The following is a 15,965-nucleotide window of genomic DNA, read 5'->3' as shown; positions in this document are numbered from 1 at the left end:
TTTACAGCACTACGAGCACTTATTATTTAATTGTTTAATCTTAAAGAAAAGATAAATTATGAATTAAATGATTAATTTGAGTTCCGTGAGATTTTCTAAAAAAATAGACCTGCTAGGTTTTTAAAATCTAGCAGGTCTGTTGGAACGCATTCAAAGGTCTGCCAATCCTCGAAGGATTGGCTGCGCTAACGCAAGTATTAGAAATGGTCTAAATTCATTACTTTAGTCCAAGCTGCGACGAAATCATTCACAAATTTCTCTTTGCTATCATCTGCTGCATAAACTTCAGCAATCGCGCGTAGTTCAGAATTAGAGCCAAAAATCAGGTCGACAGAGGTTGCCGTCCATTTTGGTTGACCTGTTGTACGGTCTAAGCCTTCATAAATACCAGATGTATCAGCAGATTTTTGCCATTTTGTGGACATATCAAGCAGGTTGACAAAAAAGTCATTGTTTAATGTGCCCGCTTTAGTGGTGAGTACGCCGTGTTTACTTTGTCCTGCATTGGCATTGAGTACACGCATACCGCCGATTAATACGGTCATTTCTGGCACAGTCAGTGTTAATAAATCCGCTTTTTCTACCAACATCTCTGTCGGTGAACCATAGCTTTTATCACTGTAGTAGTTACGGAAAGCGTCAGCCATTGGCTCAAGCACGGCAAATGAAGCTGTATCGGTCATTTCCGCTGTTGCATCGGTACGTCCTAATTTAGTAGGAACTTCAACTGTATAGCCTGCTTGTTTTGCCGCTTCTTCAATCGCAGCCGCCCCGCCTAAAACAATGACATCCGCTAATGATACTTTTTTGCCATCGCTTAATGTGCTGTTAAAATCGGCTTGAACTTTTTCAAGCGTTGTTAAGACTTTGCTCAACTCAGTGGGATTATTAGCCGCCCAATCTTTTTGGGGTGCTAAACGGACACGTGCACCATTTGCACCGCCACGCATGTCAGAACCGCGAAAAGTAGAAGCTGATGCCCATGCTGTTCTCACTAATTCAGGAATGGTTAAACCTGTTTTGAGAATAGCTGTTTTTAAATTGGCAACGTCTGTCGCTTCAATCAATTTATAATCTACTGAGGGAACTGGGTCTTGCCAAATAAAGACTTCTTGCGGAATTTCACTGCCTAAATAACGGGCGCGAGGGCCTAAATCGCGGTGAGTCAGTTTAAACCACGCTTTAGCAAAGGCTTTGTCGAACTCTTTTGGATTTTTCAAAAAATGTTCGGCAATTTTGCGAAATTCGGGGTCTTCTTTTAAGGCAAGGTCTGTTGTAAACATCATGGGTGGGTGACGTTTATCTTTAGTATGGGCATCGGGGATTAATTCTTGTGCAGCTTTATCTTTGGGTTTCCATTGGGTTGCACCAGCAGGACTCTTTACTTTTTCCCATTCAAAGCGGAATAAGTTATCTAAGAAGAGAATTGACCATGCGGTTGGTGTTGCTGTCCACGCGCCTTCTAATCCGCTGGTTGTGGTATCTTCTGCATTCCCTTTACCGCATTTGTTTTTCCAACCAAATCCTTGTTCTTCAACGGCAGCGGCGGCAGGCTCTGCGCCTATACAATCAGCAGGTCTTGCACCGTGAGCTTTTCCTAAGGTGTGTCCCCCCGCGACTAAGGCAACAATTTCCTCATCATTCATTGCCATACGTCCAAAAGATTCCCGCATATCTTTTGCAGCAGCCAGTGGGTCGCCACTGCCATTTGGCCCTTCCGGATTGACATAAATTAAGCCCATTTGCACAGCGGCTAAGGGTTTTTCTAACTGCCCCTCTTTTTTATAACGTTCTTTGTTATCTAGCATCTTGGTTTCAGCCCCCCAATAAACATTGTCGGCTTCCCAGTCATCCACGCGACCACCTGCAAAGCCTAAGGTTTTGAATCCCATTGATTCCAGCGATACATTACCCGCTAAAATCATTAGGTCTGCCCAAGAAACGCTACGCCCATATTTTTGTTTAACTGGCCATAAGAGACGGCGGGCCTTATCTAAACTGACATTATCAGGCCAACTGTTGAGCGGTTCGAAACGTTGTTGACCGCCATCAGCACCACCGCGTCCATCATGTACCCGATACGTTCCCGCACTGTGCCAAGCCATACGAATCATTAAACCGCCGTAATGACCCCAATCCGCTGGCCACCAATCTTGCGAGGTCTTTAACACTTTTTCAATATCTGCCTTTAAGGCTTTCAGGTCGACACGGTTGAATGCTTCCGCGTAATTAAAATCCTGACCATAAGGATTAGAATGCATATCATGAGCGCGTAACGGTGATAAGTTCAGCGTTTGTGGCCACCAAAACTGATTTGATTGTGCCATTGTGCTGGTGGCAAAAGAACTTGTAGAAGTGAGTGTATTGAGTGCTATCGCGCAAGCGGTAAACATAAGCGTTTTTTTAAACATAAGACCCCCTCCTCTTGATGGAATAGGATATTTAGATTTAACGGGTTAAATCTAAATATGACTTAGATTAAGACTAAGTCTAAAGTAAGGATTGTTCCTATTCTCGTTATTGTCAATGTTTAATAGATTATTATTTTTCTTGTGTCTTTATTTTCAGGGTGAAATCGCGGGCGTGTTGTTAATCAGGATTCAGATAAAAAATAGACCTGCTAGGTTTTAAAAACCTAGCAGGTCTGTCGGAACAGGCGAAAGGGTTTGACCAGACAAGATTAAAACCTTGTCTGAATCAGGATTTTCAGGATTAACAGGATTAACAGGATTAGCAGGATTTAAAATCCTCAAACCAAAAATTTAAAGTGAATCATGCTTTTCAATTTAATCCTGTGAATTCTGATTCAGATAAAAAATAGACCTGCTAACGCGAGTTCGGCGAGTGGCGAAAACCTTTTAGAATTTTTCAACTAAAAAATGTAGGGTGGAATAGCGAAGCGTATTCCACCCTACGATTTATAATCTGTTTTTGCTCAGTTTTTGCAGAATTTCAAGGTGGAATACGCTTCGCTATTCCACCCTACAACATTCAAGCTGTTGTCTTTTTAAAAGAATCTCGCCGTACTCAGGTTAATTTAACTCGATTCAGCTTAACAACATTCTTGTTCTAATCGCCACAGCAATTCTAAGGCTTCAACATCCTGACATTGTTCTAAATAACTGCGTAAGTTATTCATTTGACTTCCAACAAAATATAGGTTGTCGTGTTGCATCTTCGCTTGTTGGACGCGCTTTTGTTGAAAATAGACATGCCAACGGGCATCGCCATGTCCTGCTTCAATGTGAGCTTCTACACAGGCAAGTAATTGATCTGCATTTGCGTCGCAGCTAATGCCTAAAAAACTGATATAACGGTCGGTTTGTACAGTCGTTGAGTTGCTGTTTGTCTCCACGATATTTTCCTTTTTATAAAAACGATACGTGAAGCAGTCTAACGGGATTTTTTTCTCGATTCTGTCAGCTAGCTGACATTCCTGTTGCGAGTTGCTCAAGATAATCAAGTTTAAGCAGGGTGAGGCGTTGGCGGTCTGTGCGTTGTATTACGTTATCTTTGATAAGACGATTCAGAATCGTAGAAAGGGTTTGGCGGGAAGTGCCTAGTAGGCTTGCCAGAATTTCGGTATTACCTGTGATTGTTATCGTCGTTTGTTTTTGCTGGTGATATTCCAGTAGAAGGTAATAAGCAAGACGTGATTCTACTGAGCGAAACGCGAGATTTTCAATAATATCTAGGGTATTGCGTAGCATCGTGCCAATTTCTTGCATTGCAGATAAGGCAATATTGGCGTTCAGGGTAATGATGGTTTTTAATTGACTAATCGACCAGATTTTAATAGTGGTTTCTGTCATCGCTTCTATCCATGCGCGGGTATGTGTGACATAAATGCTATTCGGTTTTAAATAGCCAATGGTAAGCTCTTTATTGTCGGTACAAAGATAAATACGCGCTTCGCCTTGTTGCACGATAAAGAATTGATCTGCACTTTTTTCAGGACGGCAGATAATCTCACCAGTTTGATAAGTTTTAGTTATCCCTTCTGTTAAAGCGGGTAACCAGTCACTTTTGCTATGGCGCATGGGTTTAAGGAATGTCCATTGGTTAAGTGGTAATCGTGTCAGATTGAGTCTAGGCACAAAAGAGTCACAGCGACAGATATAGTAAACACACTATAAAACGATGCGAAGGACTGCTAGTCCTAAATTTAAATCACTTTGTGGTACGTTTACTATACTACCGCGTAACATGGTATCTGTATTTTAATGTATGTTAACCTGAGTTCGGCGAGTTTCTTTTAAAAAGACAACAGCTTGTCTGAATCAGGATTTTCAGAATTAACAGAATTAAAAAGACAAGAAAATTAAAAGAATAAAAATTATGTTTTTAATTGTTTTTAATTCTGAAAATTCTGTGAATTCTGATTCAGACAAAAAAAGACCTGCTAGGTTTTCAAAACCTAGCAGGTATCTGTTTTATTTTATAAATCTCGCCGAACTCAAGTTATGTTACGTAAAAAATTTTAAAAATGCCTTTGCTTTATCAAAGGTTTCTTGATATTCGCTCTCTAGCATTGAATCGTAAACAATGCCCCCACCTGCCCAAAAGCGTAGCGTGTCATTTTGATGAATTGCTGTTCGAATGGCTATATTGCTGTCCATCCCCCCATCAAAGCTGATATAGGCAATACTGCCACAATATACCCCGCGTCGATGTGGTTCTAAGGCATCAATAATTTCCATTGCCCGAATTTTTGGCGCGCCTGTAATTGAGCCGCCTGGGAAACAGGTTTTTAAAACATCTGTTGCATGATATTGCGGTCTTAATTGCCCTGTCACCGTGCTGACCAGATGATGCACGGTTGCAAAACTTTCTAGCGCGAATAATTCAGGCACGCGGACTTGTTGGCAAGTTTTGCTTAAGTCATTGCGTAATAAGTCCACAATCATCAGATTTTCAGCACGGTCTTTAAGGCTGTGTTGTAAATCTTGGGCAAGGGCAAGGTCTTGCTCTGGGTTGGAATGACGTGGGCGTGTGCCTTTGATGGGTTTGGTTTGTACCTGTCCTTGTGGGGTTACGGCAAGAAATTGTTCAGGCGAGCAACTCAGTACGGTTGCAAACGGGTAGTTTAAAAACGCGCCATAAGGAACGGGGTTTTGCGCCCGTAATTGTTGATAGCCTGCCCATGCGTCGCCCATCACGGGTAAGCTAAAACATTGAGCGAGATTAATTTGATAGCAATCTCCCGCTTGAATATAGGCTTTAACTTGTTGAAAGGCTTGTGCATAGTTTGCTTTGCTCATATTAGAGCTAATCGGCGCGAGGGGATGCAGTGGTGATGTTGTTGTAACGTTTGCCCCTGTGGGGGATAAGTTTGTGGCGAGTGTGTGTAGTTGTTGCCGTAAACTGTCCCAACCTTGCACGGTAACAGGGTCGCGCCCTTGCCCGACCAGCCATGTTTGTTGCTGTTGGTGGTCTGTCACAATTGCCCAATCGTAGAGACCTACCGCCATATCTGGCAAATTTGCCAACGGTTGGGCGATGTTGGGGAGTTTTTCTAAATAACGTCCTAAATCATAGGCAAAGTATCCCATTGCACCACCACAAAAGGGGATATTGGGCAGGCTTGGGGTTAGTTCGCCGAGTTGTTCGCGTAGGAGGGTGAATGGGTCGCGTTGGCTGTGTTGTTGGTGGTCGCGGTGTTGAATCGTGGTGATGCCTTGTTGCGTGGTGAGCGTGCAATAAGGGTTTGCGCTGATGATGTCGTAGCGTCCACGTCCACCACTATCGAGTAGAACACTCCATGCTTGGTCGGCAAAGTGGGTGAAGTAGGGGCTGATGTCGGCAAGATAGGGCAGGGATTCAACGCGAGCAGTAGTCATTCCATATTCTCGCAAGGTAGGCAACGGCAACCGCAGGGGCGCAGAGTGTGACTAGTCGATGTAGTGCGGGGTCGTTAATTTGAATAAGTTCGGCAAAGTCGATAAAGGGGCGTTTGTACCATGTGGCTAGTTGACGCACAACAAAGTTACCTGCTCCTGCTCCAATAAAAGGGGCTTGGGGGGGGAGAAGTTGGCGGGAGAGCTGGACATCTATCGCATCCATGATGCGTCGGGCTTGGCAGTTAATCAGGTAGGTGGCGACCGTTTGCCATTTACCTAAATCGGCAATGCTGACATCTACGCCGAGCATACGCGCCAAACGGCGGGCACTGTCTAGTGATGTTTTACCTTGTCCGTCAGCGGTTGGCATTTGGTCTAATGTTTCGTCTAATTCGCCAACTAATCGGTAAATATCGGCAGTTGTTGCAAAATATTCTGCCATGAGGGGTTGCCACGCGCCGAAAAAGGGGACTTTATCCGTAATCGCCATTAAGGGGGTGCGAACAACGCCTGTATAAACTAATTCACCTGCTTGCATCCGTTCGAAATCGCTATAACCCCGATGATTGATTGTTGCTTGTTTAATCAGGAGTAAATCCGTTGTTGTGCTACCAATGTCGATGAGTAAACCTTGCTCAAGATTTTGCCCGACTAATAAACCTGTTGCTAACCAATTAGCAGAAGCAACGGCTTCTGTGTGTTGCATGGCTTGTTCAGCGGTGAGGAGTCCACCTGTTCCGCCGAAAAAAAATAAATTTGGTTCTTCAAGGTGTTGAGCTAAGGCGCGGATGAGTTCTCGCACGCCTGTTGCACGGTCTGGAAATAAATCGACGAGTTCTCCCGTCATGGTCACACTGTGCAGGGTAGATTGAGGCGTATAGGGTAAGGTTGTAAGGGCTTCAGTAATCGCATTGTGTAAATAGTCTAAACCTTGCCAAAGTGGACAAGGATATTGTTTTACTGATTGTAACTGACCTGCTTTATCTATATAGGCAACCTTTAAATGCGCCCCTCCAACATCCCAGCCTATGATGGCGTTATTTGACATTCTTCTAAATTCCTAACAAAACAGGGTTATGTGCTAATGGCGTATTTAAAACATCTTTTGTCTGTGATAACTGTAATAGTAAGAAAAGTGGATTTGCTTGTAAGGATTTGCCTAGACCCGCGTAACTTGTTGTTAAACGCGGATTTATTTCTATAATGGCATAACCTGTTTCAGTAATAATGACATCAATCCCAATCCATCCCCATAGTCCTGTTATCGCGCTACAAAGACAGTCTAACAAGGGCTGAAAACGGCTTGCAAATGGATAAAGCGCGTTAACAGTAACATGGGATAAGTATAATTTTTGCTTATCATCCCATTGAATCCCTTGTTTATTCACCGCTGCTAACCGACAAGATATGCCATCTGTTAATAAAGTTAAACTCGCTGCATCTCCTTGAATATACGGTTGTATAATGGGATTTGGAACACGTGGCAAATATTGGCGAATATTGGCGCGTTCTTGACAGAAAAAAGTATGTTCACAACCTGCGCCTGTATCAGGTTTAATAATCCAGCCTGTTGAATTATCTGGAAAAGCTTGGCGTGGTTGATAGGTTGGAATAGTTGGTAATTGATGTTTTGCTAATAATAAAGCCGTTTGCCGTTTACTCGTTGTTAAACGAATAGCGTTCGGTGAACAACCTAATAACCCTTTTTTTGCCTCTAATACAGACTGACTAAAAGTTGCCAAAACATCTTCAGTTTCTGGCGCGACAACCAGCACATTATCCGCCCATAATAAAGCCGTTTGCCAATGGGCGCGGGCTTCATTGGTTGAATGTGCCGTATAAACCTTGATGGGATACGTTAATGCAGGCAAACGATGGTCACGCAAAGTACATATTTCAATTTTATCATGCCATTGCATCTCTAATGCGTCATTTAATAAACAACGCAACATCAATTCTCCCTCTGCCGTTAAACTCGTCGGCAAGGGCTGATTCAATAAATATCCACTACTCACAAATTCGAAAATAAATAAGCGCATTTTTTTAAATTTCAGTTAGCCAAGCGATTTATTTATCTAAAAAACATCAAGTAAACTGCCACTGTCATCAATTCGTCACAAACCTGTGTACTTGACATTTCAGCCCATTTTTAACATAAATAGCGTTATATATTTTAATATATATCCCTCTGTCTTAATCAGGAATATTTCCTCTCATGTTTTCAGCTTGGTCAGAAATTGATTGGTTACCCCTTTGGTTAACCTTAAAAGTAGCGAGTATCGCCACCTTAATTGCTTTCATGATTGGCATTGCACTCGGTTATTTACTCGCCCGCACTCAATTCTGGGGAAAAGAAGTGCTAGATGCATTTCTTACCCTCCCAATGGTCTTACCGCCCACAGTCCTTGGTTTTTACCTACTCACCATCTTTGGAAAAAAAGGCTGGCTTGGTGGATTTCTGCTCGAACACTTTAACTATACCCTGATTTTTAACTGGCATGGCGCAGTCATTGCCTCCGCTGTCGTCTCTTATCCCCTTGTCTTTAAATCAGCACGTGCCGCTTTTGAAGGAGTCGATGCCAACTTTGAAAACGTCGCCAAAACCCTCGGACAAAATCGCATTGCCGTTTTTCTCCGCGTCACTTTCCCACTAGCGTGGCGTGGCATTCTCGCAGGCACAATGCTCGCTTTTGCCCGTGCGATGGGCGAATTCGGCGCAACCCTCATGGTTGCGGGCAATATTCCAGAACGTACCCAAACCCTTTCCCTTGCCGTCTATGACGCAGTACAAGCGGGTAACGACTCACTTGCAAACGTGCTTGTTCTGATTACCTCTATCGTCTGCATCACCGTTTTAGTCATTGCGAGCCGTTTACTCAAAAGCAACCACTGGTAATTTTTCCTCACACATAACAAGGAGTTTATGCATGTTACATTTACCTAAAGCAAAACAATGGATTAAGTTTACCGCCCTAGCCCTTACCTTAAGCTGGTCTGCACTAGGTTATACGGTTGAAAATGAATTAGTCGTATCAGCTGCTGCTAGTTTAACCAACGCCTTTAAAGAATTAGGCAAAAAATTCGAAAGTGAAAAAGGCGTAAAAGTTGTGTTCAATTTCGCCGCCTCCAACAACCTCCTCCAACAAATTGAAAAAGGTGCGCCTGCCGACGTATTCGCCTCTGCGGATGAAGCCACCGTCAAAAAAGGCGTTGACAGCAAAGCCCTACTTGGTGAATCCGTTAAGATTTTCGTCAGCAATAGCCTCGTGATGGTTGTACCGACTGACAGCCAACTCGGACTAACCAGCACTCAACAACTCACGGGCGACACTGTAAAAAAAATCGGTATTGGTAGCGACAACGTCCCCGCTGGACGCTATGCCACCGAATCCTTAACCACGGACAAACTCATCGACATATTAAAACCCAAATTCATCTATGCCGATTCTGTCCGCCAAGTTTTAGATTACGTGCAAAAAGCCGAAGTCGATGCAGGCTTTGTTTACGCCTCTGACGCACTTGTTGCTAAAGACAAAGTGAAAGTTGTTGCTACCTTAGGCAATCACACCCCCATTCTTTACCCCATTGCTATTGTCACAGATAGCCAACAAAAAGACCTTGCCGAAGCCTTCATTAACCTCGTCCGCTCCGAAGAAGGTCTGAAAATTTTAACGACTTTTGGTTTTAGCAAACCAGATACAAAGTAAATTAATTTAGACAGTTAGATTAAAAACAGTGGGGGCAATTGCCTTCACTGCAAGAGGACGGCAATATCATGGCTATTAATGTCAACATCAGAAAACACCTTATCGAGAAACATCGCCGCTTTGAACTTAACGTTCAATTCCAAGCAAGCACCAATTTTCTCGTCCTTTTTGGCCCCTCAGGCGCGGGTAAAAGCCTGACCTTACAATCTATCGCAGGACTGATTACCCCCGAACAAGGCACAATAACCATTAACAATACCATCCTATTTGATAGCCAAACCCACATTAATATCCCTGTACACTGCCGCAACATTGGCTACCTTCCCCAAAACTACGCCCTTTTTCCGCACCTCACAGTCATGGACAATATCGGTTTTGGACTTAAAAAATTCTGGCAATGGTCACTTAACAAAGCCGAACAACAACGTGTGCAAGACATCATGCACCTCTTCGAAATATCCAACCTTGCCAACAGCTTCCCCCGCTCCCTCTCAGGCGGACAACAACAACGGGTTGCCCTTGCCCGCGCCCTTGTCTGCAAACCCAACCTACTTCTCCTAGACGAACCCTTCGCCGCCTTAAATCCCCTATTACGTACCAAAATGCGTAATGAACTCCTACAAATTCAAAAACTCTTTAACACCCCTGTCGTTATCATCACCCACGACCAAGCCGATGTTGACGCATTTGGCGAGACCGTCGTTATTATCGACGATGGCAAAGCCCAACAAATTTATAACCATAAAAACCGTATCCGCGAAACCCCCGATTTATCTATCACAAATTTAATGTTAAGCAACCACGAAGCCCTTAACGAAGCCTAAACCCAGCTAATCAATTGTTAAATAAGTTCTAAGTTATACACGAATTCAATACATTACCTATTCTCATTCAAGGGTGGAAACTGTCAGAAACCTGCGTTATATGCTACGCTTACCCGCTGATAACCACCCCAACATGATTGCTAAAAAAGCCTTATTATTATCAGGTATTTGTATGCTACGCTACTTTGTTCCATTAGGTATTTTTATCGTTTTATCCGTTTTTCTCTACATCGGTTTAGGACTCAACCCCCGTGATTTAGGCTCAACCCTGCTAAACAAACCCACCCCCGCTTTTTCCCTGCCCCAACTAGAAAAACCTGACCAACAATTTACCCAAGACGAATTTAAAGGCAAAGTCTCCCTGTTTAATGCATGGGCTTCATGGTGCGTCACCTGCAAATACGAACACCCTTTATTAATGCAATTGGCAAAAAACACCAACATCCCCATTTACGGCTTAAACTACAAAGACACCGAAGCCGAAGCCAAACAACTCCTACAACGCGAAGGCAACCCCTACCTAGCCAATGCCGTCGACGCTAATGGACGAGTCGGCATGGATTTAGGCTTATCAGGCACACCAGAAACATTTATCATTGATAAACAAGGGATTATCCGCTACAAACACATCGGCGCGATAACTGTTGAAGATTTAGAAAAGAAAATTCTACCGCTGATTAAACAACTACAAGACAGCTAACTTTATGAAACATATTTATTTACTCCTATTTCTCTGTTGTTTACCCCTATTCGGCTACGCTGTCGATAAACCCAATATTTATTTTAATGATTCTGAAAAAGAACAACGCTTTAAAGCCCTGATTGCCGAATTACGCTGTGTGGTTTGTCAAAACCAATCCTTAGCTGATTCAGACGCAGAATTAGCACAAGACATGCGCGATTTAATCCGCGAAAAAATGCAAGCGGGAGAAAGTGACGAACAAATTACCGCTTTTTTAACCGAACGTTACGGCGATTTCGTCCTTTACAACCCCCCCTTAAAGTCTAAAACTCTGATTTTGTGGGCAGCTCCGATTGCTTTAATTATCATTGCTATCATTGTCTTATTCCTATTCATCCGCCACCACGCCAAAATAACCACCACGCCCCCGACCTTATCAGAAGAGGAGCAAAAACGGGTTAAAGAGGCGTTAGGGGAGTAATTCGGCTTTTTATTAACACTTTAATTGTAAAACATAATGCTAACTTCGCTACACATTCAAAATTTTAAGGCTTGGAAAGATACTGGTGTTATTAAATTAGCACCATTAACTATTATTTTTGGTGCAAATAGTGCGGGTAAAAGTAGTATTGGGCATTTGTTATTAGCACTTAAGCAAACTGCTTTATCAGCAGATAGAAAAAGAGCTTTACATTTAGGCGATGATACAACACTCATTGATTTAGGAACTTTTAAGGAGTGCCTTTATAAACATGATTTAGCTCAACCTTTATCGTTTGAGCTTTCATGGTTACTTCCTAAAGAATTAGTGGTAAGGGACTCAACGCAAGAAAAAGAATATCGAGGAAATAAACTGAGTCTAAATACAACTTTATTAGCCAATAAAGCGGAACAACCTCAAGTCAGTAAATTAGAGTTTTCTTTTAGAGATACAAAAATAAATGATGAAGAAAAATTACATGTTACTTATTCAAATCAAAATGGAAAAATTTCTCTGAATGTTACGCCATTTAACTTAGTCCGAAAAATGGGACGAGTATGGTCATTAGATGAGTTAGATAAGTTTTATCGAATTTCAGATCAAAGCCGAGCATATTTTCAAAATTCTGATTTTATTATAGATTTTTCATTAGAAACAGAAGCAGTTTTAAACCGTTTATATTACTTAGGACCATTGCGAGAATATCCACGCCGTATTTACCAGTGGTCAGGGGACATTCCAGAGAGTGTTGGCTCAAAAGGTGAGTTTTCTATTGCCGCTATTCTTGCCGCAACAAGAATGGGAGAAAGAAAACTGAATCGTCGCGGAAAACAGCGATTACAAGCTTTTAATGAATTTATTGCAAGTTGGTTAAAAGATTTAGGAATTATTGATAGTTTTACTGTAAAACCTATTGCTGATGGACGAAAAGAATATGAGGTTTTAGTTAAAACACATGGTTCTGATTCAGAAGTAAAGATTACAGACGTTGGCTTTGGTGTATCGCAAGTTTTGCCTGCTTTAGTGCAATCGTTCTATTGTCCACCAAACTCAACGGTATTAATGGAACAACCAGAGATTCACCTACATCCACAAGTACAGGCAGAACTTGCAGACGTATTTATTTCTGCTATTTACGCTAGGGAAAATGGAAAACCACGCAATACACAATTGATTATTGAAAGTCACTCTGAACACTTATTAACACGTATTCAACGGCGTATTGCAGAAGATAAATTAAAGCAAGATGATATTGCTATGTATTTTGTAAAAAGAGAGGCAGGAACAGCACAATTAGAACCACTGGAGTTAGATTTGTTTGGCAACATAAAAAACTGGCCCGATAACTTCTTTGGCAATGAAATGGGAGAAATCTTTGCAAGAAAAAAAGCCGCTATTGATAAAAAAAGAAAAGAAGGCAATAAAAAGAATGCCTAATTATTATGTCATTGATACAAATGTGCTGCTGGTTGCAAACGAGGTACATGATGATGTTTCTGACGATTGTTTTTTAGCATGCATTAAAAAACTAACAGATATACAACAAAAAGGCTGCGTTGTTATTGATGATAGCTATTTAATTTTAAAAGAATATGGAAAGAAACTTAATTCTAAAAAAAGTAAAGATGCAGGAGATGTCTTCTTAAAATGGTTACTCCAAAACGAACAAAATGAAAAATATTGTCAACAAGTATCCATTGAAGGTAATAACTTTGTTTTTAACGGTGAATTATCTAATTTTGACGAACCAGATAAAAAATTTGTTACTGTAGCTAATGCACATCCTAATAAACCGAAGATATTACAAGCAACAGATTGTAAATGGTTAAACTGGGAAAATGAGCTTTTAGAAAGAGGAATCACCGTTGAATTTTTATGCCCAGAAGACATTCGTAAGTTTTACAATAAAAAATTTCCTAAAGAAAAAAAGTTGAGCAAAAAATAAAGATGCAACAGCCCTTCTTTCGTTTTCCACACACACCACATCTTATCTGGCTAGGAACTAGCATACCAAGAAACGATAAACTACTAGAAAAGATAGAAGTAACTACTTTATTAAACAGTGAAGTTATTATAGAAGAAAAAATAGATGGGGCTAATTTAGGTATTTCTGTAGATGCACAAGGAAATCTACAAATACAAAACCGTGGGCAATACCTAAAAGAGCCATTTAGTGGGCAGTTTAGAAAACTAAAACAATGGTTAGCACAACATCACTATGATTTAGTAAATACATTAACGCATAACTTAATTTTATTCGGGGAGTGGTGCGCAGCTTGTCATAGCGTATATTATGAACAATTGCCAGATTGGTTCTTAGTGTTTGATGTTTATGATTATTATACGCATCAGTTTTGGAGTACAACGCGACGTAATGAGTTAGTAAAAACTTTAAATTTAAACCATGTTTCCTGTTTATTTAAAGGAAAAATAACAGAACAAGAGTTAAAAAAATTATTGGATAAACAAAGCTGTTATTCATATCACAAACGCGAAGGCTTAATTATTCGTCAAGAATCTGAACATTGGTTAAATATGCGTGCAAAATTAGTTGCCCCAAACTTTATTCAACAAATAGATGAACACTGGACGAAGAAAAATATTATTTGGAATCATCTAGCTGTTAACGATAATTAAATGCACGCTTTAACCATAACCATCGACTAAGCGTTTCCCCTTTCTATGACTACCTTCATCAGCGATTAAGCCAACATGCTTACGCTATCTACTTTTTTACTTAGGATTTATTCATGCTGACCTTTTGGATTTCTGCGAGTCTTTTAACGTTGCTTGCTTTAGCTTTTGTTATTCCGCCTTTTTTTCGACGGACGAGTTTACCCAGTGAAACGCAAAGCATTAACGCCATGAATGTGGCGATTTATAAAGAAAAATGTCGAGATATTGATGCAGATGAAACGTTAAGCGTTGCGCAAAAAGAGATTGCGAAACAAGAATTGCAGAAAACGTTAAGTACAGAATTAAAAAGTGGTTCACAAGCGATGATGCAAGCACGCGCTCGTTGGGCAAGTGTCATTGTCTTGCTGTTCGTGCCACTGCTGGCGACTGGGCTTTATTATGAATTTGGTACACCTGATTTAATTGAACCGCCTGCAAAAGCAGAAAATCCAATGATGAGCGAGAAAATGGCGGAGTTTCCGCAAATGGTGGAAAAACTCGCAAAGAAAATGCAGGACAATCCCGATGACCCTGTCGGCTGGCAGATGTTGGGACGGTCTTATATGGTATTACAGCGTTATCAAGATGCTATCCCCGCATTTAATCAGGTGATTCGTTTAAAAGGCGAACAGGATGCGGGCGCGTTAGTGGATTTAGCGGAAGCTATGGCAATGGCGAATAATGAGCAGTTAACAGGGCAACCCAGTGAATTATTGGATAAAGCCTTAGCCTTTGAACCGACTCATATTAAAGCCTTATGGTTATCGGGTTTAGCCATGGCGCAATTGGGCGATTATCGCAAAGCGATTGAACGCTGGGAAAGTTTGTTAGCACAGTTAAAGCCTGAAGAAGCGGAAGACCGTCAGATTATTGAAAAACATATTGCGCAAGCACGGGAGTTGTTGCAAAGCGAGGGCATGAGCAGTGTACCCGCTGAGTCTGCGAGTAGTCGTAATAGTAATAATACCGCTGCGGTGCAATTATCGGTCAATGTGCAGTTAGCTGACTCTTTAAAAACGCAATTGCCCGCAAATGCAACTTTATTTATTTATGCCCGTCCTGCACAAGGGGGGCGAATGCCTTTAGCCATCGTGCGTAAGCAGGCGAGTGAGTTACCGATTAATAATGTGATTTTAGACGATACAACCAGCGCAATGCCGACGATGAAGTTATCATCTGCGCAATCGGTTGTTGTCTTCGCTCGTATTTCTGCCAGTGGTAACGCTATGCCACAAATGGGCGATTTAATGGGCGAGAGTTCTACGTTGAGTTTACCGCACGTTGAGCCGATTCAGATTATGATTGATAAGGTGGTGAAGTAGTTAAGTTGAGGAGGGGTAGCAGGGTTGCCCCTCTAACTTAGAGTTTACCAGATTGTTTTTACAGGATATTGCCTGATAAATGAATCTGTTGTTAATAGTGTTAAATCATGCGTTAAGGCTTGGCAGATTAACATACGGTCAAAAGGGTCTTTGTGATAATTTGGCAAGGTCAGTAAATAGCGAATGCTTGATTCGTTTAAGTCTAACGTTGTTATATTATAAATATTTCGTTGTTCCTCAATAAAATCCATTGGGAGTTTAGGTAGTGGTAACTTACCCAGTTGGTATTTAACGCTTATTTCCCATGCAGAAACAACACTGAAATAAATATTATTATTAACATCACGAAACAGTATTTTTGCTTGTTCGGATAATTCAGGTGCATCGTAAGTTAGCCATAAAAATGCATGTGTATCGAGTAAGATATCCACAT

At 41.4% G+C, this 15,965-nt stretch carries 16 protein-coding genes; 9 read left to right on the top strand and 7 right to left on the bottom strand.

Annotation, left to right across the window (positions count from 1 at the left end; all coding sequences use genetic code 11):
* Positions 1-197 precede the first annotated feature (197 nt).
* The 6 genes from katG to BEGALDRAFT_RS11870 form a co-directional block, all read right to left on the bottom strand.
* Entirely contained in the window at positions 198-2,411 is a 2,214-nt protein-coding gene (katG, locus tag BEGALDRAFT_RS11895) for a catalase/peroxidase HPI (RefSeq protein ID WP_002690303.1), read from the bottom strand.
* A 641-nt stretch (positions 2,412-3,052) separates the two neighbouring features.
* Positions 3,053-3,355, bottom strand: a complete 303-nt coding sequence (gene cowN, locus BEGALDRAFT_RS11890; RefSeq protein WP_002690301.1) for a N(2)-fixation sustaining protein CowN — start codon at positions 3,353-3,355, stop codon at positions 3,053-3,055.
* Positions 3,356-3,419: 64 nt separating this feature from the next.
* Positions 3,420-4,097, bottom strand: a complete 678-nt coding sequence (locus tag BEGALDRAFT_RS11885; RefSeq protein WP_157237584.1) for a Crp/Fnr family transcriptional regulator — start codon at positions 4,095-4,097, stop codon at positions 3,420-3,422.
* Between the two features lie 369 nt (positions 4,098-4,466).
* Positions 4,467-5,840 carry an aminodeoxychorismate synthase component I gene (pabB, locus tag BEGALDRAFT_RS11880; RefSeq protein ID WP_002690291.1) on the bottom strand — a complete coding sequence of 458 codons (1,374 nt, stop codon included), beginning with the start codon at positions 5,838-5,840 and terminating at the stop codon, positions 4,467-4,469.
* A complete protein-coding gene (locus BEGALDRAFT_RS11875) occupies positions 5,821-6,888 on the bottom strand; it encodes a hydantoinase/oxoprolinase family protein (RefSeq protein WP_002690289.1) in 1,068 nt (355 codons plus the stop codon). The genes pabB and BEGALDRAFT_RS11875 overlap by 20 nt, the downstream gene beginning before the upstream one ends.
* Before the next feature lie 4 nt (positions 6,889-6,892).
* The gene (locus BEGALDRAFT_RS11870) at positions 6,893-7,879 is read right to left on the bottom strand and encodes an ATP-grasp domain-containing protein (protein WP_002690287.1); all 987 of its coding nucleotides are present in this window, start codon (positions 7,877-7,879) and stop codon (positions 6,893-6,895) included.
* 176 nt (positions 7,880-8,055) lie between these two features.
* Here BEGALDRAFT_RS11870 and modB point away from each other — a divergent pair, with 176 nt between their 5' ends.
* The 9 genes from modB to ccmI all read left to right on the top strand — a co-directional run bounded on the left by modB (position 8,056) and on the right by ccmI (position 15,532).
* On the top strand, positions 8,056-8,736 hold the full coding sequence (gene modB, locus BEGALDRAFT_RS11865) for a molybdate ABC transporter permease subunit (protein ID WP_002690285.1): 681 nt from the start codon (positions 8,056-8,058) through the stop codon (positions 8,734-8,736).
* A gap of 31 nt (positions 8,737-8,767) precedes the next feature.
* Complete coding sequence (gene modA, locus BEGALDRAFT_RS11860) at positions 8,768-9,547, top strand: molybdate ABC transporter substrate-binding protein (protein ID WP_002690282.1); 780 nt, start codon at positions 8,768-8,770, stop codon at positions 9,545-9,547.
* A 68-nt stretch (positions 9,548-9,615) separates the two neighbouring features.
* A complete protein-coding gene (locus tag BEGALDRAFT_RS11855) occupies positions 9,616-10,371 on the top strand; it encodes an ABC transporter ATP-binding protein (RefSeq protein ID WP_002690280.1) in 756 nt (251 codons plus the stop codon).
* Between the two features lie 100 nt (positions 10,372-10,471).
* On the top strand, positions 10,472-11,071 hold the full coding sequence (locus BEGALDRAFT_RS11850) for a DsbE family thiol:disulfide interchange protein (RefSeq protein ID WP_002690278.1): 600 nt from the start codon (positions 10,472-10,474) through the stop codon (positions 11,069-11,071).
* A 4-nt stretch (positions 11,072-11,075) separates the two neighbouring features.
* A complete protein-coding gene (locus BEGALDRAFT_RS11845; protein ID WP_002690276.1) occupies positions 11,076-11,534 on the top strand; it encodes a cytochrome c-type biogenesis protein in 459 nt (152 codons plus the stop codon).
* A 36-nt stretch (positions 11,535-11,570) separates the two neighbouring features.
* The gene (locus tag BEGALDRAFT_RS11840; RefSeq protein ID WP_002690274.1) at positions 11,571-12,971 is read left to right on the top strand and encodes a DUF3696 domain-containing protein; all 1,401 of its coding nucleotides are present in this window, start codon (positions 11,571-11,573) and stop codon (positions 12,969-12,971) included.
* Entirely contained in the window at positions 12,964-13,479 is a 516-nt protein-coding gene (locus BEGALDRAFT_RS11835) for a hypothetical protein (protein WP_002690272.1), read from the top strand. Before BEGALDRAFT_RS11840 ends, BEGALDRAFT_RS11835 begins: the two co-directional genes overlap by 8 nt.
* A gap of 2 nt (positions 13,480-13,481) precedes the next feature.
* On the top strand, positions 13,482-14,171 hold the full coding sequence (locus tag BEGALDRAFT_RS11830) for an RNA ligase family protein (RefSeq protein WP_002690270.1): 690 nt from the start codon (positions 13,482-13,484) through the stop codon (positions 14,169-14,171).
* A gap of 113 nt (positions 14,172-14,284) precedes the next feature.
* Positions 14,285-15,532 carry a c-type cytochrome biogenesis protein CcmI gene (gene ccmI / locus BEGALDRAFT_RS11825; protein ID WP_002690268.1) on the top strand — a complete coding sequence of 416 codons (1,248 nt, stop codon included), beginning with the start codon at positions 14,285-14,287 and terminating at the stop codon, positions 15,530-15,532.
* Positions 15,533-15,576: 44 nt separating this feature from the next.
* On the opposite strand, the gene BEGALDRAFT_RS11820 is transcribed toward ccmI, so the two are convergent.
* Positions 15,577-15,963, bottom strand: coding sequence for a type II toxin-antitoxin system VapC family toxin (locus BEGALDRAFT_RS11820; RefSeq protein ID WP_002690263.1), 387 nt, complete (start codon positions 15,961-15,963; stop codon positions 15,577-15,579).
* Positions 15,964-15,965 lie beyond the last annotated feature (2 nt).

It is taken from the genome of Beggiatoa alba B18LD (assembly GCF_000245015.1).
Lineage (GTDB): Bacteria > Pseudomonadota > Gammaproteobacteria > Beggiatoales > Beggiatoaceae > Beggiatoa > Beggiatoa alba.
The sequence above is the reverse complement of the archived record's forward strand: the minus strand, read 5'-3'. Positions and strand labels throughout refer to the sequence as shown.

Excerpts from the sequence above, each read along its gene's own strand:
- katG (WP_002690303.1), bottom strand. The coding sequence starts at position 2,411 with ATGTTTAAAAAAACGCTTATGTTTACCGCTTGCGCGATAGCACTCAAT.
- pabB (WP_002690291.1), bottom strand. The coding sequence starts at position 5,840 with ATGACTACTGCTCGCGTTGAATCCCTGCCCTATCTTGCCGACATCAGC.
- BEGALDRAFT_RS11875 (WP_002690289.1), bottom strand. The coding sequence starts at position 6,888 with ATGTCAAATAACGCCATCATAGGCTGGGATGTTGGAGGGGCGCATTTA.
- BEGALDRAFT_RS11870 (WP_002690287.1), bottom strand. The coding sequence starts at position 7,879 with ATGCGCTTATTTATTTTCGAATTTGTGAGTAGTGGATATTTATTGAAT.
- modB (WP_002690285.1), top strand. The coding sequence starts at position 8,056 with ATGTTTTCAGCTTGGTCAGAAATTGATTGGTTACCCCTTTGGTTAACC.
- modA (WP_002690282.1), top strand. The coding sequence starts at position 8,768 with ATGTTACATTTACCTAAAGCAAAACAATGGATTAAGTTTACCGCCCTA.
- BEGALDRAFT_RS11855 (WP_002690280.1), top strand. The coding sequence starts at position 9,616 with ATGGCTATTAATGTCAACATCAGAAAACACCTTATCGAGAAACATCGC.
- BEGALDRAFT_RS11850 (WP_002690278.1), top strand. The coding sequence starts at position 10,472 with ATGCTACGCTTACCCGCTGATAACCACCCCAACATGATTGCTAAAAAA.
- BEGALDRAFT_RS11845 (WP_002690276.1), top strand. The coding sequence starts at position 11,076 with ATGAAACATATTTATTTACTCCTATTTCTCTGTTGTTTACCCCTATTC.
- BEGALDRAFT_RS11840 (WP_002690274.1), top strand. The coding sequence starts at position 11,571 with ATGCTAACTTCGCTACACATTCAAAATTTTAAGGCTTGGAAAGATACT.
- BEGALDRAFT_RS11835 (WP_002690272.1), top strand. The coding sequence starts at position 12,964 with ATGCCTAATTATTATGTCATTGATACAAATGTGCTGCTGGTTGCAAAC.
- BEGALDRAFT_RS11830 (WP_002690270.1), top strand. The coding sequence starts at position 13,482 with ATGCAACAGCCCTTCTTTCGTTTTCCACACACACCACATCTTATCTGG.
- ccmI (WP_002690268.1), top strand. The coding sequence starts at position 14,285 with ATGCTGACCTTTTGGATTTCTGCGAGTCTTTTAACGTTGCTTGCTTTA.